Consider the following 25,365-nt stretch of genomic DNA (forward strand, 5'->3'; position numbering starts at 1 on the left):
TTGACGTACGGTGCCAGCATGGCGACACGTCCGTCCACCACCCAGCGCACGAGCTCCGCGGCCGCCACGCGCGCCAAGGGCACGTCGTCGCGCCCGGCGGCCGCCCGGTCCACGCGCCCCGCGCAGCGCAAGCCGGCCGCCCCGCGGAAGGGCCAGACCAAGGGCCAGAGCAAGGCCAGGGGTGGCGGGCTGCCGTTCCCCTTCAACGCCGTGCGCAACACGTGGATGGGCGTCTCGCACCTCGCCGGAGGTGCCGTGCGCCGCGTCGGCCACAGCGCCGCAGACCTCGAGCCCGAGCACAAGCGCGACGGCATCGGGTTCGCCCTCATCGCCCTGGCCGTCATCGTCGCGGCCCGCGAGTGGTGGGGCGTCACCGGCTCGTTCGGCGAGGTGGTCCACGCCGTCTTCGCCGGCACGTTCGGACGCGTCGCCTACGCCGTCCCGCTCGTCCTGCTGGCGCTCGGGCTGCGGATGCTCCGCGCGCCCCAGGACGAGGCCGCGACCAACCGGATCATCGTCGGCACCATCGCCCTGACCTTCGCCGCCTGCGGCCTGTCGCACCTGGCCGACGGCATCCCCAACCCGCCCGACGGCGCCGACGGCATGCGCGCGGCGGGCGGCATCATCGGCTTCCTCGCCTCGAGCCCGGTGGCCGCTGCCGTCTCGCCCTACGGCGCCACGGCCCTGCTCGTGCTCCTGGGCGTCTTCGGGCTCCTCGTCATCACCGCGACCCCCGTCAACATGATCCCGACGCGCCTGCGCCAGCTCAAGGCGCTCGTCATCGACCGCGGCGCCCACCCGGCCGACGTCGACGCGGACACCGACGCGCCGGCCGCCGCGCTCAAGCGTGCGCGCCGCAAGACGGTCGACCTCTCCGAGCGCGACGGCGACGAGGCGTTCCGCCAGGCCGCGCAGAAGGAGGCCGACGACGCCCCCACCAAGCGGCTGCGACCGGGGGAGAAGCGTCCCACCGCGCCCGGAGTCCTCGCCCCACGGCCCAGCGGCGAGAAGGTGGTCGACGCCACCGACCCCAAGACCCACGGCGCGCCCGACACGAGCAAGATCGGCCCCAAGGCCGAGCTCGTGCCTCCGCCGATGTCCGAGATGCCTTCTCGTGTCGAGCAGCTCAGCCTCGGCGGCGACATCACCTACCGCCTGCCCGACGCCGCGATGCTCAAGCCGGGCTCGCCGCACAAGACCCGCAGCGAGACCAACGACGCCGTCGTCGACTCGCTCACCGGCGTCTTCGAGCAGTTCGACATCGACGCCGCCGTCACCGGCTTCACCCGCGGCCCGACCGTCACGCGCTACGAGGTCGAGCTCGGTTCGGGCACCAAGGTCGAGCGCGTCACGGCACTGAGCAAGAACATCGCCTACGCCGTGGCCTCCGCCGACGTGCGCATCCTGTCGCCGATCCCCGGCAAGTCGGCCATCGGCATCGAGATCCCGAACGCCGACCGCGAGAACGTGGCGCTCGGTGACGTCCTGCGCAGCCAGACGGCCCGCAGCAACGAGCACCCGATGGTCATGGGCGTCGGCAAGGACGTCGAGGGCGCCTACGTCATCGCCAACCTCGCGAAGATGCCGCACCTGCTCGTCGCCGGCGCCACCGGCTCGGGCAAGTCGAGCTTCGTCAACTCGATGATCACCTCGATCCTCATGCGCTCGACGCCGGAGGAGGTGCGCCTCATCCTCGTCGACCCCAAGCGCGTCGAGCTGACGGCCTACGAGGGGATCCCGCACCTCATCACGCCGATCATCACCAACCCGAAGAAGGCCGCCGAGGCCCTCGCCTGGGTCGTCAAGGAGATGGACCAGCGCTACGACGACCTGGCGGCGTTCGGGTTCAAGCACGTCGACGACTTCAACAAGGCGGTGCGCGCCGGCAAGGTCAAGCCGCTGCCGGGTTCCGAGCGGCAGATCACGACCTACCCGTACCTGCTCGTCGTCGTCGACGAGCTCGCCGACCTCATGATGGTCGCCCCGCGCGACGTCGAGGAGTCGGTCGTGCGCATCACCCAGCTCGCGCGCGCCGCCGGCATCCACCTCGTGCTCGCCACGCAGCGTCCGTCGGTCGACGTCGTCACGGGCCTCATCAAGGCCAACGTGCCCTCGCGCATGGCGTTCGCGACGAGCTCGCTCGCCGACAGCCGCGTCGTCCTCGACCAGCCCGGCGCCGAGAAGCTCATCGGCCAGGGTGACGCGCTCTTCCTCCCGATGGGCGCGAGCAAGCCGATGCGCGTGCAGGGCGCGTGGGTCAACGAGTCGGAGATCCACGAGGTCGTCAAGTTCGTCACCGACCAGCTCAAGCCGAACTACGTCGAGGACGTCACGGTCGTGGCGCCGAAGAAGCAGATCGACGACGACATCGGCGACGACCTCGACGTGCTGCTCCAGGCGGCCGAGCTCGTCGTCACGACGCAGTTCGGGTCCACCTCGATGCTCCAGCGCAAGCTGCGCGTCGGCTTCGCCAAGGCCGGTCGGCTCATGGACCTGCTCGAGTCGCGGGGCATCGTGGGCCCGAGCGAGGGGTCCAAGGCCCGCGACGTGCTCGTGCGCCCCGACGACCTGCCGACGACGCTGGCCCTGCTGCGCGGCGAGGACGTGCCGACGCCGGCCGCGGCCGAGGACCTCGGTGCCGACGGCCTCGATGCCGACGACCTCGTGCCCGACGGCGACGAGCCGTACGCCCCGCCGCCCGTCGAGCTCGACGCGTCGGGCATCGGCGGCGACGAGGAGCCGCTCGCACCGCAGCGGACCGCGTCGATCGTGGCCGAGCGCGGCGAGCGGCGTCACGCCGAGGAGGACACGACGGCCGTGCCGACGGCCGCATGGTCGCCCGGCGACATGACGCCCACCGTCGACGAGGACGACGAGGAGTCCGAGGACGCCTGGCAGCTGACCGACCGCGGCGGCCGCGAGCGCTACTGAGGCTGCGACCGCAACCGCAGGCGCATCCTCAGGTGAGGAAGCGGTAGCCGAGGCCCGGCTCGGTGACGAGGTGAACCGGCCGGGCCGGGTCGGGCTCGAGCTTGCGGCGCAGCTGGTTGGCGTACACCCGCAGGTAGTTCGACTCGCGGCCGTACGACGGGCCCCACACCTGGCGCAGCAGGTCCTGCTGCGACACGAGGTGGCCCGGCGTGCGGCACAGCGCCTCGAGCAGCCGCCACTCGGTGGGGGTGAGGCGCACCTCGTCGCCCTCGACCGTGGCCCTGCGCTCGGCGAAGTCGAGGGTGAACCGGTCGCTGGCGACGGTGCCGATGGCGCGGCCGCCCTCGCCGGAGCGGCGGACCGCGGCCCGGACGCGGGCGAGCAGCTCCTCGACGCCGAAGGGCTTGGTCACGTAGTCGTCGGCGCCGAGGTCGAGGGCCTCGATCTTGTCGTCGGACTCGTGCCGGGCCGACAGGACGATGACGGGTACCCCGGAGGCCCGACGCACCTGCTGGAGGACGTCGACCCCGTCGAGGTCGGGCAGCCCGAGGTCGAGGATGACGACGTCGGGGGCGTCCTCCAGCGCCGTCTGCACGGCGCTGCGCCCGTCGGCGGCCGTGAGCACGTCGTGCCCGTGCGCGCGCAGGGCTATGGACAGGGTGCGGCGCAGGCGTGGGTCGTCGTCGACGACGAGGACGCGGCTCACGGGGCCTCCTGGTGGGCGGGCGGAGCAGCGGGCGCGGCCGGCCCGTCGGGCGACGCCGCGGTCCCGGCCGACGACGGGGTGCTCGGTGTGGGGCTCGGTGTGGGGCCCGGTGTGGGGCCCGGTGTGGGGCTCGGAGCGGTCGACGAGGCGTCCAGTTCGTCGACCACCTGCTCGACCACCGGCTCGACCGCCTGCTCGACCGCCTGCTCGACCGGCAGCTCGACGACCATGGTCAGGCCACCGCCCGGGGTGTCTTCGGGCACGAGGGAACCGTGCATGACGCTCATGAGACCACGCGCCACCGCGAGGCCGAGCCCGAGGCCCTCGCCGCGCGGCGCGTCGCCGACCCGCTGGAACGCCTCGAAGATGCGGTCCTTGTCCTCGTCGGCGACGCCCGGACCGCGGTCGACGACCCGCAGCTGCACGGTGTGGTGGATCCGCCCCGCGGTCACCCGGACCGGCGCGGATCCGCTGTGCCGCAAGGCGTTCTCCAGGATGTTGGCGAGGACACGGTCGAGCAGTCCCGGGTCGGCGACGACGGCGGGCACGTCGGGGTCGAGGGCCAGCTCGACGCGTCCGGGCTCGGAGGTCGTGCGCAGCGCGGCGACGACGGCGTCGACGAGGTCGACGGCGTCGGTGTGCGGGCGGACGGTGCCGGTCTGGAGCCTCGACAGGTCGAGGAGGTTGCCGATGAGGGCGTCCAGCTGGTCGGCCGAGCCCTCGATCGACTCGAGCAGCTCGGCCTCGTCGTCGGGGGGTAGCTCGAGACCGGTCTGTCGCAGGGTCGAAACGGCCGCCTTGATCCCCGCCAGTGGCGTGCGCAGGTCGTGCGACACGGCGGCGAGGAGCGTCGTGCGGGCGGCGTTGTCCCGCGCGAGTCCCGTTGCGCGACGGGCCTCCTCGACGAGCTGCTCCCGCCCGTAGAGGATCGCCGCGTGCGCCGCGTAGGCGTTGAGGACGCGCTGGTCCTCGGCCGCGACGGGCTCGCCGTCGAGGAGGAGGTGGACTCCGTCGTCGACATGCACGTCGAGGGCCCAGACGCGTCCGGTCGGCAGGGCGGCACCGACCGGCAGCGCAGGGTCGGTCGAGGCGAGGACGCGTCCGGTGGCGCCCCGCATGTCGGCGTCACCACCGTCGAGGCGGGCCAGGAGCGCCGAGCGCATGCCGAGAGCGTCGCGGGCACGCTCGAGCACGGCGGGCAGTGGCCGTGGCTCGGCGAGCAGGTCGCGGCTCAGCGCGGCGAGGGCTGCCGACTCACGCTCGGCCGACAGAGCCTGTTCGGTGCGCCTGGCCACGAGGTTGACGACCGACGACACGGCCATGGCGACGAGCACGAACACGGCGAGGGCAAGAGCGTTGGGCGGGTCGCTGATCGTCAGCGTGCCGCGCGGCTCGGTGAAGAACCAGTTGACGACGAGCGAACCGACGACGGCACAGAACAACGCGGGCCAGATGCCGCCGACGAGGGCGCAGGCGACGGTGAGCGCCAGGTAGAGGAGCAGGTCGAGCGAGAGCGTGTGGCCCTCGCGGGTCGCGACGAGCACGGCGGTGAGGGCGACGAGACACACGGCCGCGAGCACGAAGCCGGCGACGACGCGCCGCCACGGCAGCCGCCACGCGCGCCCGACGCGTCCGGCCCGCCGGGCCACCTTGGACCGCTCGTGTGGCACGAGGTGCACGTCGATGTCGCCCGAGGCGTCGGCGACCTCCGAGGCGATGCTCGGGCGCAGCACCTGCTGCCACCGGCTGCGCCGGCTGACGCCGACGACGATCTGGGTGGCGTTGACGCCACGGGCGTGGTCGAGGATCGCCTCCGGCACGTCGGTGCCCGACACCTCGTGGAACTCGGCGCCGACGTCGCGGGCGATGCGGCGCAGCCGGGCCAGCTCACCGGGATCGGTCGTCGCGAGACCCTCGGAGGACCGGACGTGGCAGGCGATGAGCTCGCCACCGGCCACGCGGGTCGCGATGCGGGCGCCGCGGCGCAGCAGCGTCTCGCTCTCGGGGCCGCCCGTCAGCGCGACGACGACGCGCTCGCGCGCCGGCCACGGCGACTCGATGCCCTCGTCGGCCCGGTAGCGCTCGAGCGCCTCGTCGACGCGGTCGGCGAGCCACAGCAGGGCGATCTCGCGCAGCGCCGACAGGTTGCCGACGCGGAAGTAGTTGGCGAGCGCGGCGTCGACCTTCTCGGGCGCGTAGACGTTCCCGTGGGCGAGCCTGCGCCGCAACGCCTCCGGCGTCATGTCGACGAGCTCGACCTGCTCGGCGCGGCGGACGACCTCGTCGGGGACGGTCTCGCGCTGGCGCACCCCGGTGATCGACTCGACGGTGTCGTTGAGCGACTCGAGGTGCTGGATGTTGAGCGTCGAGAGCACGTCGATGCCGGCCTCGAGGATCGTCTCGATGTCCTGCCACCGCTTCTCGTGCTCGACGCCCGCGCGGGCGTCCGGGCCGTCGCCGACGCTGTCGCCGGCGTCAGGGACGTCCGGCCCGACGTTGGTGTGTGCCAGCTCGTCGACGAGCACGACGTGCGGGCGCCGGGCGAGGACGGCCTCGACGTCGAGCTCGGCCAGGACGCTGCCGCGGTAGGTCACGGTGCGCCGGGGGAGCACCTCCAGCCCCTCGAGGAGCGCTGCGGTGTGGGGCCGCCCGTGGGTCTCGACGATGCCGACGACGACGTCGGTGCCGCGTTCGAGGCGGCGGTGCGCCTCGTCGAGCATCGCGACCGTCTTACCGACGCCGGGGGCCGCACCGAGGTAGATCCGCAGCGAGCCGCGGCCGCGACCCCGCCCGGCGGGCCTGCCACCGGGCACGGGGCCGGCCCCCTCGCCGGCCGCGGCGCCGGGCGGGGTGCCGGCGGCGCCGAGGATCGGCCGCTGCTCGGATCCTCCTGCCATGTCCCGATCCTCGCAGGTCAGCCGGCGCTCGGTCCGGACGGACGCGCGAGGGCGAGGTTCAGGGCGAGCAGGTCGACGTGCGGCTGGCCGAGGAACCCGAGCTGGCGACCGGTGGTGTTCTCGGCCACTAGGGCGCGGACGCGGGCCGGGTCGAGCCCGCGGGCCGCGGCCACGCGCGCGACCTGGGCGTCGGCGTACGCCGTCGAGATGTGCGGGTCGAGTCCGCTGCCCGACGCCGTCAGGGCGTCCGCAGGGGCCGTGGCCGGGTCGAGCCCGGCGGCCGACGCCCGCTTGGTGACCTCGTCGGCGAGCGCGGACCCCGAGAGGTTCGAGCCGCCGCTGGTGTCGCCGGAGTAGTCGCTGGCCGACGGGCGACCGTGGAACCACTCGTCGCCGGACCACTGCTGCCCGATGAGGGAGGACCCCACCACCCGGCCGTCGACGCTGACGAGGGAGCCTGCGGCCTGGTCCCGGGCGACGAGCTGCCCGACGCCCCACACGAGGGCGGGGTAGAGGAGTCCGAGCAGGACGGTGAACACGAGCATGACCCGCAGGCCCGCCCACGACTGCTTGACGAAGGAGCTCATGGTGCTGGTCAACGGTCTCACATCATTCCTGGGAGGTGGCTCACGACGAGGTCGATCAGCTTGATCCCGATGAACGGGGCCACGATGCCGCCCAGGCCGTAGATCCAGATGTTGCGTCGGAGCAGGGCGGTGCTACCGGCGGCGCGGTAGCGAACTCCCTTGAGCGACAGAGGGATCAACGCGATGATGATGAGTGCGTTGAAGATGACGGCCGAGGTGATCGCCGACTCCGGTGACGCGAGCCCCATGACGTTCAGCGCGTCGAGGCCGGGGAACAGGACGACGAACATGGCCGGGATGATCGCGAAGTACTTGGCGATGTCGTTGGCGATCGAGAACGTCGTCAGCGCGCCGCGGGTGATGAGCAGCTGCTTGCCGATCGACACGACGTCGATGAGCTTGGTCGGGTCGGAGTCGAGGTCGACCATGTTGGCCGCCTCCTTGGCCGCCATCGTGCCGGTGTTCATCGCGACGCCGACGTCGGACTGCGCCAGCGCCGGAGCGTCGTTGGTGCCGTCGCCGGTCATGGCGACGAGCCGGCCGCCCTCCTGCTCCTGCTTGATCAGGGCCATCTTGTCCTCGGGCGTCGCCTCGGCGAGGTAGTCGTCGACGCCGGCCTCGGCGGCGATCGACCTGGCCGTGAGCGGGTTGTCGCCCGTGATCATGACGGTCCGGATGCCCATGGCGCGCAGCTGGGCGAAGCGCTCCTTCATGCCGGGCTTGACCACGTCCTTGAGGTGGATGACGCCGAGCACCCGGGGCGCCTGGCCGGCTTCCTGGACCGCGACGGCGAGGGGAGTGCCTCCCGAGGTGGCGATGCCGTCGACCTCGGTGAGCACGCCGCTCGGCATCGCGCCGCCGTGGCCGGCCACCCAGCGCGCGACGGAGTCCGCCGCGCCCTTGCGGTAGAGCGTGCCGTCGGGCAGGTCGGCGCCCGACATCCGCGTCGCGGCGGTGAACTCGACGAAGGTCGCGCCCGCGCGCGGCAGCCGGTCCAGCGCCTCACGGGAGGGCGCGTCGAGCGTCGCGGCCGCCAGCTCGACGATCGAGCGCCCCTCGGGCGTCTCGTCGGCGAGCGAGGACACGTAGGCCGCTCGGGTGATCTCCTCGTTGCCGAGCCCCGGGGCGGCGAGCAGCTGCGTCGCGCGACGGTTTCCGTAGGTGATGGTGCCGGTCTTGTCGAGCAGGAGCGTCGACACGTCACCGGCGGCCTCGACGGCGCGGCCGGACATGGCGAGCACGTTGTGCTGGACGAGCCGGTCCATGCCGGCGATGCCGATCGCCGACAGGAGGGCCCCGATCGTCGTCGGGATCAGGCACACGAGCAGCGCGACGAGCACGACGGGGGACTGCGCCTGCCCGGAGTAGATCGCCATCGGCTGCATGGCCATGACGGCCAGCAGGAAGATGATCGTCAGGACCGTGAGCAGGATCGTCAGGGCGATCTCGTTCGGGGTCTTCTGGCGCGAGGCGCCTTCGACGAGGGCGATCATCCGGTCGATGAAGGTCTCGCCGGGCCGGGTCGTGATGCGTACGGTGATCCCGTCCGACAGCACGGTCGTGCCGCCGGTCACGGCGCTCCGGTCGCCGCCGGACTCCCGGATCACGGGCGCCGACTCGCCGGTGATGGCCGACTCGTCGACGGTGGCCATGCCCTCGATGACGTCGCCGTCCCCGGGGATCACCTCGTTCGGTCGGACGACGACGACGTCGCCGATCGTCAGGTCCGAGGCCGCGACGGTCTCGACGGACCCGTCGGGGAGGCGACGCACGGCGGTCGTGGTCTTTCGGGTGGCGCGCAGGGTGGCGGCCTGGGCCTTGCCGCGGCCCTCGGCGACGGCTTCGGCCATGTTGGCGAACAGCACCGTGGCCCAGAGCCAAAGGCCGACGGCCCAGGCGAACCACGACGGGTCGGCGATCGCCTGGACGGTCGTGACGACCGAGCCGACCCACACGACGAACATCACCGGGCTGCGCCACACGTGGCGCGGGTCCAGCTTGACGACGGCCTGGGGGAAGGTGGTGACCAGCTGGCGTCCGAGCTGCGCGTACGAGGTGCTCGCCCGGCCGGGCCGGATCAGCTCCTCGCCGTGGTGGTGGCGGTGCGGGGCGAGCGCGGTGGCCGCCCGCTCCGACGCCGCGGGGACGCGCGATGTGGTGGTCGTGGACGACCGGGTCATGAGAGTGCCTCCGCGAGGGGTCCGAGGGCCAGGGCTGGGAAGAAGGTGAGACCGCCGACGACGACGGCCACCCCGACGAACAGGCCGACGAAGGTGGGGGTGTGGGTGGGTAGCGTGCCGGCGGTGACGGGCCGGCGGCGCTGTGCCACCAGCGAGCCGGCGAGGGCGAGCACGAGGACGATGGGGAGGAAGCGGCCCAGGAACATGCACAGCGCCAGGGTGAGGTTGGTGTACGGCGTGTCTGCCGAGAACCCGGCGAAGGCGCTCCCGTTGTTGTTCGCGGCAGAGGTGTAGGCGTACATGACCTCGGTGAGCCCGTGCGGCCCGCTGGCGAGCATCTGGGAGGCCACGAGGGGTGCGACCATCCCGATGCCCGTGAAGGCGAGGACCAGGGTCGGCATGACGAGGACGGCCAGGGCGGTCAGGGTGATCTCCCGCCGGCCGATCTGCTTGCCGAGCAGCTCGGGCGTGCGCCCGACCATGAGCCCGGCGATGAACACCGTGAGCACCGCGACGAGCAACGCGCTGTAGAGGCCCGTGCCCACGCCACCGGGCGACAGCTCCCCGAGCATCATGCTGAAGAGCGCGCCGCCTCCTCCGAGCGCCGAGAAGCTCTCGTGCATCGAGTTGACGGCGCCGGTGGAGGTACCGGTCGTGCTCGCGGCGAAGAGGGCCGAGGGCCAGACGCCGAAGCGGAGCTCCTTGCCCTCCATGCCCCCGAGCGGGCCGGCCGCGGCGTGCACCTCGGCCCACGTGATCGCCGTGACCATGAGCGCCCACAGGGTCGCCATGAAGCCGAGGACGGTCCAGCCCTGTCGACGGTCGCCGACCAGGACGCCGTAGGTCCGGGGCAGCGAGAAGGGGATGACGAGCAGCAGGAAGATCTCGACGAGGTTGGTGAGGGCAGTCGGGTTCTCGAACGGGTGGGCCGAGTTGGCGTTGAAGTACCCGCCGCCGTTCGTGCCGAGCTCCTTGATCGCCTCCTGCGAGGCGACGAGACCGCCCTGCAGCACCTGGTGTCCCCCGGAGAGCGTCGGAACCGTCGACGGCTCGGCCAGGTTCTGGATCACCCCGCCGAGGAGCAGCACGACGGCACCGACCACGGCGATCGGGACGATGACGCGGAAGAGGCCGCGGACGAGGTCCACCCAGAAGTTGCCGAGCTCCGAGCCGCTCGAGCGGACGAGGCCGCGCACGAGGGCGACCGCGACGGCGAGGCCGACCGCGGGGGAGACGAAGTTCTGCACGGTGAGGCCCGCGGTCTGCACGAACGGCGACGTCCCGGCCTCACCGGCATACGACTGCCAGTTGGTGTTCGTCACGAACGAGACGGCCGTGTTGACCGCCGTGTCCACGTTCATCGCGGCGCCGCGGGCGAGGGGGAGCGCACCCTGCAGCACGATCATCAGGAACAGGAGCACGACCCCGACGACGGAGAAGCCCAGGACGGCGACGGCGTACGTCGTCCACCGCTGCTCCGAGGTGGGGTCGATGCGGCAGAGACGGTAGACGAGGCGCTCGACGCGCCAGTGCCTCTCGTCGGTGAAGACCTTCGCCATCCAGTTGCCGAGCGGCACATGGACGATCGCGAGGGCTGCCACCAGGACGGCGATGGTCAGCAGCCCGCTGACGGTGTCGCCCATCAGAAGCGATCCGCGTGGAGGAGGACGTGGACGAGGTAGCCGAGAAGGGCCAACGCCACGATGCCCAGGAAGATGTTGGTGACCATGCCTCGTTCCTATGCCGCTGCCGGCGCCGGGCCACGGCGCTTGACCCGGCGCTGACGCTTCTTGACGCGTTCTTGACGCCGCCGCGGCTAGGCTCCGGGAGGTGAGTGCCTCGCTCGAGCTCTGGCCGTCGACCCCCCGTCGCCCGGGCCCTCCGAACCGGTGGGACCGCCTGCGGCGCAAGGTCGCCGAGCTGCCGTGCGCCCTCCTGCTCTTCGCCCAGCTCGCGGCCCTGCTGGCCTACCCGTTCATCGAGACGCGTCAGGGCGACGTCCGGGAGACCGGCCGGGCGATCTTCGGGCTCATCGGCCTGCTTGTACTCTTCCTCGCCGTGCGCGCCGTGCGCGCCACGCCGGCCCTGACCTGGGTGGCGCTGCTCCTGGGAGGACCGGTCGTCGTCCTCACCGTGGCCGAGGCGGTCTGGCCCGACAACACCGCCCTGGCGTTCTGGAGCGCGGTGCTCCACGCCGTCTTCTACCTCTACACCGGCTACGCCCTGCTGAGGTACATGTTCGCCGACAACTGGGTCACCCGTGACGAGCTCTACGCCACCGGCGCCACCTTCACCGTCGTGGCGTGGGGTTTCGCCTACGTCTACCTCGCGGTCCAGCACGTGTGGCCGCACTCGTTCACGGTCTACGGCGAGACGGGGCTGCCCGGCACCCGCACGTGGTTCGAGCTGCTCTACCTGTCGATCACGACGATGACCTCGACCGGCCTGTCCGACATCTACGCCGTCGAGCCGCACGCCCGCTCGTTCGTGCTCCTCCAGCAGATCACCGGCATGCTCTACGTCGCGCTCGTCGTCGCCCGTCTCGTCGGTCTCACCATCGCCCGCTTCCGGCGCTGACGCGTCTTCTCAGGTGGCCGTGCCAGCGTCGAGCTGCTCGATGGTGGCGATGCCGGGGGAGCGGGTGGCCTGCAGGTCGCGCGCGACGGCCTCGGCGTCGCGCAGCACCCGAAGGGCGTTGCCGCGCACGAGCGCGGCCACCTCGTCGTCGGACCAGCGCCGCTCGAGCAGCTCGGCGACGAGCCGCGGGTAGCCGCTGACGTCCTCGAGCCCCACGGGGAAGGTGTCGGTGCCGTCGTAGTCGCCGCCGATGCCGACGTGGTCGAGGCCGGCGACCTCGCGGACGTGCTCGACGTGGTCGGCCACCTGGGTGATCGTCGCGTCGGGCTTGGGGTGCTCGCGGCCCCACGTGGCCGTGAAGCGTCCGAACGCCTCCCAGTCCTTGGCGTCGACGCCGACCTGCGCCGCGGCCCCGGCGGCCTCGACGCGCCACGCGGCGGTGTCGGGGGAGACGAACTCGGGCACGAACGTCACCATGCAGACCCCGCCGTTGGCGGGCAGGGCGGCCAGGACGTCGTCGGGGACGTTGCGGGGCGTGTCGCACAGGGCCAGGGCCGAGGAGTGGCTGAAGATCACGGGCGCCCCGGTCGTCGCGAGCGCCGTGCGCATCGTCGTGGCGGCGACGTGGCTGAGGTCGACGAGCACGCCGAGCCGGTTCATCTCGCGCACGACCTCGCGGCCGAAGGCGGTGAGGCCGCCGACGGCCGGGACGTCCGTGGCCGAGTCGGCCCACGGCGTGTTGTCGTTGTGGGTCAGCGTCATGTACCGGACGCCGAGCGCGTGCATCGCACGGAGAGCCGCCAGGGAGGAGCCGATCGAGTGGCCGCCCTCGGCGCCGAGGAGCGAGGCGATGCGCCCGCCCGCGCGGGCGGCCTCGACATCGTCGGCGGTGAGGGCCAGGGCGAGCTCGCCCGGCCACGTCGCGACCATCCGGTGCACGGCGTCGACCTGCTCGAGCGTCGCGACGACGGCCTCGCCCTCGGGCAGCGTGCTCGGCACGAACACCGACCAGAACTGTGCCCCGACGCCGCCCTCGCGCAGTCGCGGCAGGTCGGTCTGCGTCGTGCTGAGCCGGCTCGACACGTCGAGGGCCTCGAAGTCGTAGCGCGTCAGCTCGCGGGCCGCCCACGGCAGGTCGTTGTGGCCGTCGACGAGCGGGTGCTCGGCGAGCAGCCGCCGGGCCCGGTCGAGCAGTGGGGAGGAGGACGCCTCGGCGACCTCGGCGGCGTCGGCGCCGACGGTCCGGTCCGAGGTGTCCGGGTCGTCCGTGGTGGGGCGCTGGCCGTCCGCTCCGAGCATGTCCGACATTGAACACCCCGCCATCTAGAGTGGACGCATGGCCCCTCCCCTCCCGACCACTGAGCGCAGCGTCGCCCTCGTCACCCTCGGCTGCACCCGTAACGAGGTCGACAGCGAGGAGCTCGCGGGGCGCCTGCTGGCCGAGGGGTGGCGGCTCGTCGACGACGCGTCCGAGGCCGACGTCGCCGTCGTCAACACGTGCGGGTTCGTCGAGCAGGCCAAGAAGGACTCCATCGACGCCCTCCTCGAGGCGAACGACCTCAAGGAGCACGGGCGCACCCAGAAGGTCGTCGCCGTCGGCTGCCTCGCCGAGCGCTACGGCAAGCAGCTGGCCGACCAGCTGCCCGAGGCCGACGCCGTGCTGGGTTTCGACTCCTACCGCGACATGAGCTCGCACCTGCGCACGATCCTCGACGGCGGCCACGTCGAGAGCCACACGCCCGGTGACCGTCGCACGCTGCTGCCGCTGTCGCCCGTCGCGCGCCAGGCCGGTGCCGCCGCGGTGGCGCTGCCCGGCCACGGCGACGCGTCGGAGCCCGAGGTCCTCGCCCCGGCTCCGGTCGTCGACGACGGGGTCCCCGTGCCCGCCAGCGGGCCGCGGGTCGTCCGTGCGCGCCTCGACGGGCGCCCCTGGGCGCCCCTGAAGATCGCCTCCGGCTGCGACCGACGCTGCTCCTTCTGCGCCATCCCGATGTTCCGCGGTGCCTTCGTGTCGCGGCGCCCGACCGACGTCGTCGCCGAGGCGCGCTGGCTCGCGGCCCGCGGCGTCAAGGAGCTGTTCCTCGTCTCCGAGAACTCGACGTCCTACGGCAAGGACCTCGGCGACCTCGGGCTCCTCGAGAAGCTCCTGCCCGAGCTCACCGCGATCGAGGGCATCGAGCGGGTGCGCGTGTCCTACCTCCAGCCGGCCGAGATCCGCCCCGGCCTGCTCGAGGCCATGGCGGCCACGCCCGGCGTCGTGCCGTACTACGACATCTCCTTCCAGCACGCGTCCGAGCCGCTCCTGCGCCGGATGCGGCGCTTCGGCTCGCGCGAGGCGTTCCTCGACCTCCTCGCCCGCGTCCGTGCCGACGCGCCCGAGGCCGGCGTGCGCTGCAACGTCATCGTCGGATTCCCGGGCGAGACCGACGCCGACCTCGACGAGCTCGAGGCGTTCCTCACCGAGGCGCGCCTCGACGTCGTCGGCGTCTTCGGCTACTCCGACGAGGACGGCACCGAGGCCGAGTCCTACGACGGCAAGCTCGACCCCGCCGTCGTCGCCGAGCGCCTCGACCGCTTCACCCGGCTCGTCGAGGAGCTCAACGCCCAGCGGGCCGAGGAGCGCATCGGCGAGACCCTCACCGTCCTCGTCGAGGAGATCGACGACGACGGCTCGCCCGTCGGCCGCGCGGCCTTCCAGGGGCCGGACGTCGACGGCGTCACCGTCCTCCGCCTGCCCGACGGGGCGCCCGTGCCCGCCGTCGGCGACCTCGTGCCGGCCGTCGTCGTCGACACCGAGGGGATCGACCTCGTCGCGGAGCCGCGATGACGCCGACCACCTTCCACCGGGGTGAGGGCCCGAACCCCCGACCGACCGACTGGAACCTGCCGAACGCCCTGACGGTGCTCCGGTTCCTCCTCGTGCCGGTCTACGCCCTCGCCCTGTTCCAGGACGGCGGCCACGAGCCGTGGTGGCGGTTCTGGGCGTGGGTCGTCTTCGCGGTCGCGGCCGTCACCGACGGCGTCGACGGCAAGCTGGCCCGGCGCCGCGGCGAGATCACGAACTTCGGCAAGGTGGCCGACCCCATCGCCGACAAGGCGCTGACCGGCACGGCCTTCATCGGGCTCTCGCTGCTCGGAGTCGTCTGGTGGTGGGTCACCGTCGTCATCCTCGTGCGCGAGATCGGCATCACCGTCCTGCGGTTCGTCGTCATCCGCCACGGCGTCATGCCGGCCGGTCGCGGGGGCAAGCTCAAGACGATGCTGCAGACGCTGTCGCTCGGTGCGCTGACGTTCCCGCTCTGGGTGCTGCCACTCGGCGAGGTGTGGACCACCGTGGCCTACGTCGTGCTCGGTGCCGCCACGGTCATGACCGTCCTGTCGGGCATCGACTACGTCTTCAAGGCGGCCCGGCTGCGCGAGACCAGCGAGCGCACGAGGCTGCGCCGAGAGGCGCGCGCGCTGCGGCGCACGTCGCCGACGAGCGCGTCCGAAGGCCCGTCGAGCCCGTCGACACCGCCCGGCCCCAAGACCCCCAAGACCCCGAAGTCCCCGAAGACCCCGACGCGTCAACAGAACCCCCCGACGTCGACCCGCCCCGAGGAGCGGACGCCGCACCGTGACTGACGTGTCCGGTGCGAGTGATTCGGTCGCGGTCGCGTCGGGCGCGGCGCTCGTCGCCGAGCTGACCGAGGCGGGGGAGACCCTCGCCTGCGCAGAGTCGCTCACCGCCGGGCTCGTGGCGGCCACGGTCGCCGACACCCCGGGCGCCTCGAACGTCCTGCGCGGCGGCGTCGTCGCCTACGCGGCCGACCTCAAGAGCGCGCTGCTCGGGGTGCCCGCCGACCTGCTGGGCCGCGTCGGCACCGTCGACGGCGGTGTGGCCGCCGCGATGGCCGAGGGTGTCCGCGAGCGTCTCGACGCCACGTGGGGCCTGGCCACCACCGGTGTCGCGGGGCCCGGCCCGGCCGAGGGCAAGCCCGCCGGCACCGTGCACGTCGCCGTGGCCGGCCCGACGGGAACAGCGAGGCGCCTGCTGCGGTTGAACGGGACCAGGGCGCAGGTCCGTGCCGGCACCGTCGCCGCCGTGCTCGCCCTGGCCCTCGAGGAGACACGCGCCACGCGCGGAACCGCTGCGCCGGTGACCGACCCTCGGGGTACGGTAGGCCTGTCGGCACCGGGAGCCTCGGCCACCGAACAGTGAGCACGACCACTGAGCACGACCACGAGCACGACCCAGCGACGGGCACCATCCGTCACTCGACACCGACGACCTGGAGGAGGGCGGCATGACGACACTGTTGCGACGCGAGCTCGGTGACGTCCTGCGTGAGCGCCGCCGCGCCCAGGGCCGCACGCTGCGCGAGGTCTCGGCCACGGCGTCGGTCTCGCTCGGCTACCTCTCCGAGGTCGAGCGCGGCGAGAAGGAAGCGTCCTCCGAGCTGCTCGCCTCGATCTGCGGCGCCCTCGACACCCCGCTGTCCCAGGTGCTCATCGACGTGTCCGCGCGGATGGCCGAGAGCGAGGGCCTGGCGCCCGCCGTCCGGCTGCCCGTCGCCACGGGCGAGGTCGTGTCGGCCTCCGCGGCCTGATCGTCTACCGTGCGAGGGTGCCCTCGCCCTTCACGGACCTCGACTCACGCCTGACCCACCTCGGGCACACCGACGGCGCGACGCTGTCCGTGTGGCTCGGTGATCTCGACGGCCGCCCCACGTGGGCCCGCGACGCCGACGCGCCGCACTACGCGGCCTCGACGATGAAGCTGCCGCTCGTCGTCGCGGCGATGCGACGTGTCGTGCGCGGCGAGCTCGACCTCGACGCCTCCTACCCCGTGCACAACGCCTTCGCCTCCGTCCTCGACGGCTCGCCGTTCGCGATGGACGAGGGCGACGACCAGGACCCGGACACGTGGGCGGCCGTCGGCGGCGCGCGCACCCTGCGCGAGCTCGCCGAGCACGCCATCACCCACTCGGGCAACCTCGCGACCAACCTGCTCATCGACGTCGTCGGCCTCGCTGAGGTCGCCGAGGTGCTGCGCCTCGCCGGCTGCTCGGGCGCCACCGTCGTCGGCCGCGGCATCGAGGACGCCGCAGCCCGCGCGGCCGGCATCACCAACACGGTGACCGCCGCGGACCTGGGGTGCCTCATGGCTGCGGTCGGGCGCCGCGACCCGGCGCTGGGTGGAGAGCCCGTGCTCGGGCCGGTCGAGGCGATCCTGGCCCGGCAGCAGCACCTCGACCAGGTGCCCGCCGGGCTGCCGGCCGGTACGCCCACCGCGAGCAAGTCCGGCTGGATCCCCGGGGTGTCGCACGACGTCGCCCTCGTGCGGCCCGTGGGGGAGGAGCCGTTCGTCCTCGCCGTCTGCACGACCGTCGACCTCGACGAGCAGGACGCGGCCGCGCTCGTCGCCGGCGTCGCCCGTGACGTCTGGGCCGCCACCCATCCCGGACTCCGCGCCGCTGCCGACCCCGCGTCGCAGACGACGACGGACGCGACGGGGGTGACCGCGTGACCACGGTCGTGCGCGTCGAGACGACGGCGTCGTCCGTCCCCCTGCACACCCCCTTCGTCACTGCGCTGCGGCGCACCGAGACCGTCGACACGGTCCTCGTCCGCGTCACCGACAGCGACGGCCGGGTCGGGTGGGGCGAGGCACCACAGGTCTGGCAGGTCACCGGCGAGTCGCTGGCGAGCGCGACGGCCTGCCTCGAGCAGATGCTCGCCCCCGCGGTCCGGGGCCACCGGCTCGAGGACCGCGACGACCTCGCCGCCCTCGGACGCGTCGTCGCCCGCACCGTGGCCCGTAACTTCGGCGCCAAGGCGGCGCTCGACGCGGCGCTGCACGACCTGCTGGCCCAGGCGGAAGGCGTCTCGGTCGCCACGCTGCTCGCCGAGGGCCGACGCGTCCCGGAGCCGGTGCTCGTCACCGACGTCACGCTGTCGGCGGGGGCCGCCGCGGACCTCGCCGACACGGCCTGCTCGCGGGTCTCGGACGGCTTCACCACCCTGAAGATGAAGGTCGGCACCGACGCCGACACGGACGTCCAGCGCGTCGCGTCGGTCCGCGACGCCGTCGGCCCGGACGTCGCCATCCGCCTCGACGCCAACCAGGGGTGGACGCGCGAGGAGGCCGTCCGCGTCATCCGGGCGCTGGAGGTGGCCGACCTCGGCGTCGAGTTCGTCGAGCAGCCCGTCGTCGCCGACGACGTCGAGGGCCTGGCGTGGGTGCGCGAGCGCGTCGGGCTGCCGGTCATGGCCGACGAGTCGTGCTTCGGGCCCTACGACCTCGAACGGATCATCCGGCTCGGCGCCGCCGACCTCGTCAACGTCAAGCTCGCCAAGTGCGGCTCGCTCGCAGTGGGTCGCGACCTGCTGCGCCGCGCGCACGACGCGGGCCTGCGCACCATCGTCGGCTCGATGATGGAGTCGCACGTCGGTGTCGGTGCCGCCGCGGCCCTCGTGGCGGCCGAGCCGACGACGGAGGTCAGCGACCTCGACGCCGCCTGGTGGTCGGTCGCCTCACCCGTCGACGGTGGGATCGACTACTCGGGCAACGAGATCCGCCTGCCCGCGGGAGCTGGTTTCGGGGTCGCGGGGGTTGCTGCGGGCGTCTGACGTCCGGAGCACGACGAAGGGCCCCGCCGAGGCGGGGCCCTTCGCGTCACCCGGGGCCGGGTGGGTCGTGCTACTGCCGATGCGGCGTCAGTTGCCGAGGACGCGGAGCGTGAACGTGGCCTCACCGGCGCCCGTCTGGGTCGCGTTGAGGCCGACGGCCTTGAGCGACTCGAGGAAGGTCTTCTCCTGGCCGTGGACGCCGGGGAGGTAGAGCTTCTCGAGCTTGTCGAGGTCGAGGAACAGGGCCGCGTTGGAGCCGCTGACGTCGCCGACCGCCTGCTTGAAGGCGTCGGAGTCGCCGAGCCGGCCACCGGCCTTGAGGTCGTCCGCGTAGTCCGACGTCGTCGCGACGTAGACCTTGTCGCCCTCGACGCGGTGCGTGAGGTCGACCCCGCCGCCGCCCGCCTGCAGCAGCTTGGTGATGACGGCGTCGGCGCGCTTGGCGTCGCTCGAGACGATCTTCGCGCCGATGGCCGGAGCTGCGGACTGGAAGTCCTGGTCGGGCAGCGAGAGCGTGAACGAGCGGCCGAGGAGCGCCTTGAGGTCGTCGGGCAGCTTGAGCCCGAGCTGCTGCTGGACCATGTCCTCGAGGCCGCCCTGGCCGCCGGTCGTGAGGGTGTCGAGCTGCTTCTTGAGCGCGGGCCAGGCGGTGTCGACGGCCTGGTCACCCCCGGAGAGCTGCAGGGCCGCCATGGTGTTGGCCGGCAGGCTGGCCAACTCGGACCCGTCGCCCTTGACGGTCTTCGTGGCGTCGGCGCCGCGGACGAGGCCGGCGAGCTCGACGTAGTCGGCGTCGAAGCGCAGCGCGGCGGTGAAGCGGCCCTTCGCGTTCGCGGTGGGCACGGCCCCCATGCCGCTGGTGGCGCCGAGCTTCTGCAGCTCGGAAAGGCCTCGGCCCATGTCCATCCACGCCGACATGACGCCCTGCTCGCCGAGGGCGGACATGTCGCCGGTGAAGGTCGTGTTCTGGGCGAGGCTGCCCTTGGCCGTCGCCGCGAGCGTCGCGTCGCCGACGCCCTTGGGCGTGATGATGGCGTAGCCGTCCTTCATCCGCAGGTCGCTGTCCGACCCGCTGTCGCCGCACTTCTGCAGCTTGGTCAGCATCGTGCGAGCCGCGTCCTCGTCCTTGACCTGCACGGCCATGGCGATGTTCGGGGCGTCCTTGGTGCCGCCGGGACGCAGGGCGAGGCCGATGCGGTCACCGAGCCACGGGGCGATGTCGTTGTCGTAGTTGAAGGCCTTCATGCAGGCCTCGTTCGAGTCCTTGGCGGCGAGGTCCCACAGCTTCTTGCGGGGGTCGCCACTGCCGAGCGTGTTCTGGATCTGCGGCACCTTGCCGAGGAAGCGCACCGCTGCGATCTTCTGCCCGGCCGAGGGGTCGATGTCGAGCCGCACGTAGGCGTAGGCGTCGCCCGGCAGGACGTCGGCCGGCTGCGAGCCACCGCCGCTCAGCTGCTGCGCGGCGAAGACGCCGGCCCCGCCGAGCAGCACGACGGCCGCGACGCCGCCGGCGATCAGACCGGTGCGTCGGCTCTTGCCCGCACCCGGCGTCGACGGCTCGTCGGCGAGGCCGACGCCCTGGGCCGGGTCGGTGACCCCGGAGGCGTCAGCGGCGTCGGGGTAGGAGTAGGACTGCGGCACGGACTGCGGGCCGCCCGCGGGCCCGCCGGGGCCGTGGGATGGATCGGACATGTGACTGGTGCTCCCCTGGAGGTCGGTGTGCCGGCAGTGGCGCGGCGGAGAGACGATATCGCCTGCAGGCGACGGCCACGGGCGGGTTCGGCGAACCTGCGACGACCTCGTGACCCGGGCGGTTCCCGCAGGGGTGGGTGGCAGACTGGCGCGGGTGCGCATGAGTCATTTCTGGACCCTGATGGACGACGAGTTCGGGGCGGGGTACGCCCGCTCTCTCGCCCGTGACCACGTCCTCGGCTCGCTCGGCGGCCGGACCGTCGACCAGGCCCTCGCCGACGGCGAGCCGCCCCGCCGCGTCTGGGAGGCGATCTGCGAGGACATGGACGTGCCGGAGGCGCGGCGCCTGGGCCGTGACGAACGGGTCGCGCGCGGCGCCCAGGGCGGCCAGGTGGCCGGGCCGTGACGCCGGCTCCGTCGCGATCGGCGTCCTGATGGGCGTCCTGGCGGGCCCGGCGCGGCGACGGCGTGTCGATGCACGACTTCGAACACGTGTTCGGTACTGTTCTCCACAGGTCCGGTGTCGCCCCAGGCATCGTCCACAGGCCGTCTCGTGGTGAACCCCGATGTCGGCGCCGGCCCCTAACGTCTGACCCGACAACGGATCTCACGAGCGCCGTCGTACAGGGTCGAAGGCAGACGACCGCAGCGCAGACGGCAGATAGGTGGCCAGACAATGGCATCGGTGATGGACAAGGACAAGGCCCTCGCCTCGGTGATGGGCCAGATCGAGAAGAGCTACGGCAAGGGCGCGGTGATGCGCCTCGGCGACGACGTCCGCCCGCCGATCGAGGTCATCCCCACGGGGTCGATCGCACTCGACGTCGCGCTCGGCATCGGCGGACTGCCGCGTGGCCGTGTCGTCGAGGTCTACGGCCCGGAGTCCTCCGGAAAGACGACCGTCGCGCTCCACGCGGTCGCCAACGCCCAGAAGGCGGGCGGCATCGCCGCCTTCATCGACGCGGAGCACGCGCTCGACCCCGACTACGCCAAGAAGCTCGGTGTCGACACCGATGCGCTGCTGGTGTCGCAGCCCGACACCGGTGAGCAGGCCCTCGAGATCGCCGACATGCTCATCCGCTCCGGCGCCATCGACATCATCGTCATCGACTCCGTCGCCGCCCTCGTGCCGCGCGCCGAGATCGAGGGCGAGATGGGCGACAGCCACGTCGGTCTGCAGGCCCGCCTCATGAGCCAGGCGCTGCGCAAGCTGACCGGTGCGCTCAACAACACCGGCACCACCGCGATCTTCATCAACCAGCTCCGCGAGAAGATCGGCGTCATGTTCGGCTCGCCCGAGACGACGACGGGTGGCAAGGCGCTGAAGTTCTACGCCTCGGTCCGCCTCGACGTGCGTCGCATCGAGACGCTCAAGGACGGCACCGAGCCGGTCGGCAACCGCACCCGCGTCAAGGTCGTCAAGAACAAGGTGTCGCCGCCGTTCAAGCAGGCGGAGTTCGACATCCTCTACGGCCAGGGCATCTCGCGCGAGGGCGGCCTCATCGACATGGGTGTCGAGCACGGCTTCGTCCGCAAGGCCGGCGCCTGGTACACCTACGAGGGCGACCAGCTGGGCCAGGGCAAGGAGAACGCCCGCAACTTCCTCAAGGACAACCCCGACCTCGCCGACGAGATCGAGAAGAAGGTCAAGGAGAAGCTCGGCGTCGGGCCGCGCGTCGACAAGCCCGCCGAGGGTGCGGACGTTCCTGTCGACTTCTGATCGTGGGCTCAGCAGCAGGACGCCCGGCCCGGCCGGCCGCCGTCGACCCCGTGGTCGAGGAGCGGTTGGCGCGGGCCGCGGCGATCCTCGCCGAGGCCGAGGGCTTCGCGGGGGTGCACGGACCGGGAGGTAGCGCATCCTGGGGCGAGCAGACCGGCTGGAGCGGTAGCGCCCCGTGGGGCACCCGACCCGCGTCCGGCTCCGCCGGGTTCGAGAGCGCACGGCCGTCGCGCCGTGCACGGTCCTCGCAGCGCTCCGGCCCCGGTGTGGCCGACGCCCCGTCCTCCGGCGTCGACGAGGACCCGGGGGGCAAGCGCGGCCGCCGTCGGGGTGCCCGACGAGCGCGTGGTGGTGACGGCGCGCCGCCGCCCGACGCCACGCAGCAGGCGCCCGATGCCGACCCGGAGTCGGTGGCCCGCGCCATCGTCCTGCGCCAGCTGAGCATGGCACCGCGCAGTCGCGCCCAGCTCGCCCGCAAGCTGCGCGACCGCGGGTGCGATGACGATGTCGCGTCTCGCGTCCTCGACCGGATGGCGGAGGTGGGTCTCGTCGACGACGAGGCCTACGCGGAGATGCTCGTCCGGTCGAAGCAGTCCGGAAAGGGGCTGGCGCGCAAGGCACTCGCGCACGAGCTCCGCAAGCAGGGCATCGACCAGGACGTCGCTGAGGGGGCGCTGGAGCAGGTCGACGGCGACGACGAACGTGCCAAGGCCGAGGAGCTCGTCGCCAGGAAGCTGCGGACCATGCACGGCCTCACGCCCGACGTGCAGGCACGCCGGCTGGCCGGGATGCTCGCCCGCAAGGGCTACGCCGGCGAGCTTGCCTGGCCCGTCGTCCGTGACGCTGTCAACCTCGCGCAGGAGCACCAGCGCGACTGACCGACCGGCCGGCCGGATTGGCCGGGCGAGGCGACATGATCGACAGCAGCCGGCCGTCTGTGAGGGCGGGGTCGGGCATGACGAAGGGCGAGGACCATGGTGGTCCTCGCCCTTCGTCGTGGTGGCCCGCCGTGACCTGTCCAGGACGCCTGCTCCGGCGTCCGTTCAGGCTCGGGCGGGGTTCACCTTCAGGTGGAGGTTCAGGCCTGGGCCGGCACGACGGCGATCGCCGAGACGTCGAACTCGAGCTTGACCTTCTCGCTGACGAGGACGCCGCCGGTCTCGAGGGCCGCGTTGAAGGAGAGGTTCCAGTCGGTGCGGTCGATGGTGACAGCACCCTCGAAGCCCACGCGGGTGTTGCCGAACGGGTCCTTGGCCGAGCCGGTCTCCTCGAAGGGGATCGTCACGGACTTGGTGACGCCGTTGATCGTCAGGTCGCCGGTGATGTCCCACTCGTCGCCGTCACGCTCGACCTGGGTGGAGACGAACGTGACCTGCGGGTAGTTCGCGATGTCGAAGAAGTCGGGGGTCTTGAGGTGCCCGTCGCGCTGCTCGTTGCCGGTCGTGACGCTGGCGGCCTGGATGGTGACCGTCACCGAGGAGTTGGCCGGGTTGGCGGTGTCGACGCGGGCCGAGCCCTCGAACTCGTCGAACTGGCCGCGAACCTTCGTCACCATCGCGTGGCGGGCCGAGAAGCCGATGCGCGTGTGGCTCGGGTCGATCGTGTACTCGCCGGTGATGTCGTCGACGGCGACGGAGTTGGCCTCGGCCGGGGCGGCCTGCGTGGCGGCGGAGCGGTTGAACAGTCCCATGATCAGTCCTTCGAAGTAGTTGATTGAACTTTCAACGAAGTATGGCATTCACTTCGTTGAACTGTCAAGCAGTTGCTTCAACCCGGACCATAGTCCGGTTATTCCACCGTACGGTGAACGGCGGTCGACGTCCTGCTGAGCGGTGTCGGCCTCGGCGGAGGGGACCGGCTTGCCGCGCGGACGCCGTACCCTAGACGCGGCCCGCGCGCCGTTCGCGCGCCACCGGCCGACGCGACGGAGAAGGACGATGCCGAAGACCTATGACGTGCGCACCCACGGGTGCCAGATGAACGTCCACGACAGCGAGCGCCTCGCCGGGCTCCTCGAGACCGCCGGCTACATCGACCTCGCGAGCCTGCCCGCAGGGCAACGTCCGGAGGTCGCCGACGTCGTCGTCTTCAACACGTGCGCCGTGCGCGAGAACGCCGACAACAAGCTCTACGGCAACCTCGGCCAGCTGCGTCCGGCCAAGCAGAAGAACCCGGACCTGCAGATCGCCGTCGGTGGCTGCATGGCGCAGAAGGACCGCGGCGCCATCGTCGAGCGCGCCCCCTGGGTCGACGTCGTCTTCGGCACCCACAACATCGGCTCGCTGCCGGCCCTGCTCGACCGTGCGGCCCACAACCGCAAGGCGCAGGTCGAGATCCTCGAGAGCCTCGAGGTGTTCCCCTCGACCCTGCCCACCCGGCGCGACTCGGCCTACAGCGGCTGGGTCTCCATCTCGGTCGGCTGCAACAACACGTGCACCTTCTGCATCGTGCCGAGCCTGCGCGGCAAGGAGCAGGACCGCCGCCCGGGCGAGATCCTCGCCGAGATCGAGGCGCTCGTGGACCAGGGCGTCGTCGAGGTGACGCTGCTCGGCCAGAACGTCAACACCTATGGCGTCGAGTTCGGCGACCGTCTGGCCTTCGGCAAGCTGCTGCGCGCGTGCGGCGACATCGAGGGCCTCGAGCGCGTCCGGTTCACCAGCCCGCACCCCGCGGCCTTCACCGACGACGTCATCCTGGCCATGGCCGAGACGCCGAACGTCATGCCGAGCCTGCACATGCCGTTGCAGTCCGGCTCCGACGACGTGCTGCGCCGGATGCGTCGCTCGTACCGGAGCACGAAGTTCCTCGGCATCCTCGACACGGTCCGCGAGCACATCCCCGACGCCGCGATCACCACCGACATCATCGTCGGCTTCCCCGGCGAGACCGAGGCCGACTTCCAGGGCACGCTCGACGTCGTCCGGGCCGCCCGGTTCTCCAGCGCCTTCACCTTCCAGTACTCGATCCGCCCGGGCACCCCGGCCGCGACGATGGAGGACCAGGTGCCCAAGGAGGTCGTGCAGGAGCGCTTCGACCGGCTCATCGCCCTGCAGGAAGAGGTGTCGTGGTCGGAGAACCGACGCCTCGAGGGCCGTGAGGTCGAGGTGCTCGTCGCGCCGTCCGAGGGCCGCAAGGACGCCGAGACCAAGCGCCTGTCGGGCCGGGCCCGCGACAACCGCCTGGTGCACTTCGCCGTCCCCGAGGGCGGCGAGACGCCGCGGCCCGGCGACATGGTGACCGTCGGTGTCACCTACGGCGCGCCGCACCACCTCGTCGCCGACTCGGCGGTCGAGGGTGGCACCTACCGCGTCCGCCGCACGGCCGGCGGTGACGCGTGGGCCGCGTTGCAGGAGGCCCCGGCGGGGTCGCGCAAGCCGTCAGTCAGCCTCGGCATGCCGAGCATCGGGCGTCCCGCCACGACGGCGCCGAGCGCGCCGGCCTGCGCCGCCCCCTGACCTGCGGT

The 25,365-nt window shown here is 72.5% G+C and carries 21 protein-coding genes; 12 read left to right on the plus strand and 9 right to left on the minus strand.

From position 1 onward, the window contains the following. Positions 1-18 precede the first annotated feature (18 nt). Complete coding sequence (locus RY076_RS08025) at positions 19-2,931, plus strand: FtsK/SpoIIIE family DNA translocase (RefSeq protein WP_323097081.1); 2,913 nt, start codon at positions 19-21, stop codon at positions 2,929-2,931. Between the two features lie 28 nt (positions 2,932-2,959). On the opposite strand, the gene RY076_RS08030 is transcribed toward RY076_RS08025, so the two are convergent. Genes RY076_RS08030 through kdpF form a run of 6 tightly spaced genes read right to left on the minus strand, consistent with a single transcriptional unit; the run spans position 2,960 to position 11,030 of the window. Then, complete coding sequence (locus RY076_RS08030) at positions 2,960-3,637, minus strand: response regulator transcription factor (protein WP_323097082.1); 678 nt, start codon at positions 3,635-3,637, stop codon at positions 2,960-2,962. Next, positions 3,634-6,534 (minus strand): sensor histidine kinase KdpD, encoded by a 2,901-nt coding sequence (locus tag RY076_RS08035; protein WP_323097083.1) that lies wholly within the window; start codon positions 6,532-6,534, stop codon positions 3,634-3,636. The genes RY076_RS08030 and RY076_RS08035 overlap by 4 nt, the downstream gene beginning before the upstream one ends. Before the next feature lie 17 nt (positions 6,535-6,551). Then, positions 6,552-7,121 carry a potassium-transporting ATPase subunit KdpC gene (kdpC, locus tag RY076_RS08040; RefSeq protein ID WP_323097207.1) on the minus strand — a complete coding sequence of 190 codons (570 nt, stop codon included), beginning with the start codon at positions 7,119-7,121 and terminating at the stop codon, positions 6,552-6,554. A 17-nt stretch (positions 7,122-7,138) separates the two neighbouring features. Then, positions 7,139-9,301, minus strand: coding sequence for a potassium-transporting ATPase subunit KdpB (gene kdpB, locus RY076_RS08045; protein ID WP_323097084.1), 2,163 nt, complete (start codon positions 9,299-9,301; stop codon positions 7,139-7,141). Further along, positions 9,298-10,944 carry a potassium-transporting ATPase subunit KdpA gene (kdpA, locus tag RY076_RS08050; RefSeq protein ID WP_323097085.1) on the minus strand — a complete coding sequence of 549 codons (1,647 nt, stop codon included), beginning with the start codon at positions 10,942-10,944 and terminating at the stop codon, positions 9,298-9,300. Before kdpA ends, kdpB begins: the two co-directional genes overlap by 4 nt. Further along, positions 10,944-11,030, minus strand: a complete 87-nt coding sequence (gene kdpF, locus RY076_RS23640) for a K(+)-transporting ATPase subunit F (protein WP_413785753.1) — start codon at positions 11,028-11,030, stop codon at positions 10,944-10,946. The genes kdpA and kdpF overlap by 1 nt, the downstream gene beginning before the upstream one ends. A gap of 101 nt (positions 11,031-11,131) precedes the next feature. On the opposite strand from kdpF, the gene RY076_RS08055 reads away from it, so the two are divergent. Beyond that, entirely contained in the window at positions 11,132-11,878 is a 747-nt protein-coding gene (locus tag RY076_RS08055; protein WP_323097086.1) for an ion channel, read from the plus strand. 9 nt (positions 11,879-11,887) lie between these two features. On the opposite strand, the gene RY076_RS08060 is transcribed toward RY076_RS08055, so the two are convergent. Beyond that, the gene (locus RY076_RS08060) at positions 11,888-13,177 is read right to left on the minus strand and encodes a dipeptidase (protein WP_323097087.1); all 1,290 of its coding nucleotides are present in this window, start codon (positions 13,175-13,177) and stop codon (positions 11,888-11,890) included. A gap of 37 nt (positions 13,178-13,214) precedes the next feature. Between RY076_RS08060 and rimO the strand changes: the two genes are divergently transcribed. From rimO to RY076_RS08090, 6 genes are all read left to right on the plus strand, one after another. After that, positions 13,215-14,705, plus strand: a complete 1,491-nt coding sequence (gene rimO, locus RY076_RS08065) for a 30S ribosomal protein S12 methylthiotransferase RimO (RefSeq protein ID WP_323097089.1) — start codon at positions 13,215-13,217, stop codon at positions 14,703-14,705. Beyond that, positions 14,702-15,502 (plus strand): CDP-diacylglycerol--glycerol-3-phosphate 3-phosphatidyltransferase, encoded by an 801-nt coding sequence (gene pgsA / locus RY076_RS08070; protein WP_323097090.1) that lies wholly within the window; start codon positions 14,702-14,704, stop codon positions 15,500-15,502. The genes rimO and pgsA overlap by 4 nt, the downstream gene beginning before the upstream one ends. Position 15,503: 1 nt before the next feature. Next, complete coding sequence (locus tag RY076_RS08075; protein ID WP_323097091.1) at positions 15,504-16,079, plus strand: CinA family protein; 576 nt, start codon at positions 15,504-15,506, stop codon at positions 16,077-16,079. Between the two features lie 85 nt (positions 16,080-16,164). Continuing rightward, on the plus strand, positions 16,165-16,467 hold the full coding sequence (locus tag RY076_RS08080) for a helix-turn-helix domain-containing protein (RefSeq protein WP_076261062.1): 303 nt from the start codon (positions 16,165-16,167) through the stop codon (positions 16,465-16,467). Between the two features lie 17 nt (positions 16,468-16,484). Next, entirely contained in the window at positions 16,485-17,387 is a 903-nt protein-coding gene (locus tag RY076_RS08085) for a serine hydrolase (protein WP_323097092.1), read from the plus strand. Next, the gene (locus tag RY076_RS08090; protein WP_323097093.1) at positions 17,384-18,490 is read left to right on the plus strand and encodes a mandelate racemase/muconate lactonizing enzyme family protein; all 1,107 of its coding nucleotides are present in this window, start codon (positions 17,384-17,386) and stop codon (positions 18,488-18,490) included. The genes RY076_RS08085 and RY076_RS08090 overlap by 4 nt, the downstream gene beginning before the upstream one ends. Before the next feature lie 87 nt (positions 18,491-18,577). On the opposite strand, the gene RY076_RS08095 is transcribed toward RY076_RS08090, so the two are convergent. Next, the gene (locus tag RY076_RS08095) at positions 18,578-20,182 is read right to left on the minus strand and encodes a DUF3352 domain-containing protein (protein WP_323097094.1); all 1,605 of its coding nucleotides are present in this window, start codon (positions 20,180-20,182) and stop codon (positions 18,578-18,580) included. A 154-nt stretch (positions 20,183-20,336) separates the two neighbouring features. On the opposite strand from RY076_RS08095, the gene RY076_RS08100 reads away from it, so the two are divergent. From RY076_RS08100 to RY076_RS08110, 3 genes are all read left to right on the plus strand, one after another. After that, positions 20,337-20,588 (plus strand): DUF3046 domain-containing protein, encoded by a 252-nt coding sequence (locus RY076_RS08100; protein WP_323097095.1) that lies wholly within the window; start codon positions 20,337-20,339, stop codon positions 20,586-20,588. Positions 20,589-20,858: 270 nt separating this feature from the next. Further along, positions 20,859-21,902: a recombinase RecA gene (gene recA, locus RY076_RS08105; RefSeq protein WP_323097096.1), complete on the plus strand. Its 1,044-nt coding sequence runs from the start codon at positions 20,859-20,861 to the stop codon at positions 21,900-21,902. 2 nt (positions 21,903-21,904) lie between these two features. Continuing rightward, positions 21,905-22,780 carry a regulatory protein RecX gene (locus RY076_RS08110; RefSeq protein WP_323097097.1) on the plus strand — a complete coding sequence of 292 codons (876 nt, stop codon included), beginning with the start codon at positions 21,905-21,907 and terminating at the stop codon, positions 22,778-22,780. 200 nt (positions 22,781-22,980) lie between these two features. On the opposite strand, the gene RY076_RS08115 is transcribed toward RY076_RS08110, so the two are convergent. Beyond that, on the minus strand, positions 22,981-23,592 hold the full coding sequence (locus tag RY076_RS08115; RefSeq protein WP_323097098.1) for a YceI family protein: 612 nt from the start codon (positions 23,590-23,592) through the stop codon (positions 22,981-22,983). A 247-nt stretch (positions 23,593-23,839) separates the two neighbouring features. On the opposite strand from RY076_RS08115, the gene miaB reads away from it, so the two are divergent. Beyond that, positions 23,840-25,357 carry a tRNA (N6-isopentenyl adenosine(37)-C2)-methylthiotransferase MiaB gene (miaB, locus tag RY076_RS08120; protein WP_323097099.1) on the plus strand — a complete coding sequence of 506 codons (1,518 nt, stop codon included), beginning with the start codon at positions 23,840-23,842 and terminating at the stop codon, positions 25,355-25,357. The last annotated feature ends 8 nt before the right edge of the window (positions 25,358-25,365 follow it).

Source organism: Intrasporangium zincisolvens, from assembly GCF_034724055.1.
In the GTDB taxonomy this organism is placed as follows: Bacteria; Actinomycetota; Actinomycetes; order Actinomycetales; family Dermatophilaceae; genus Monashia; species Monashia zincisolvens.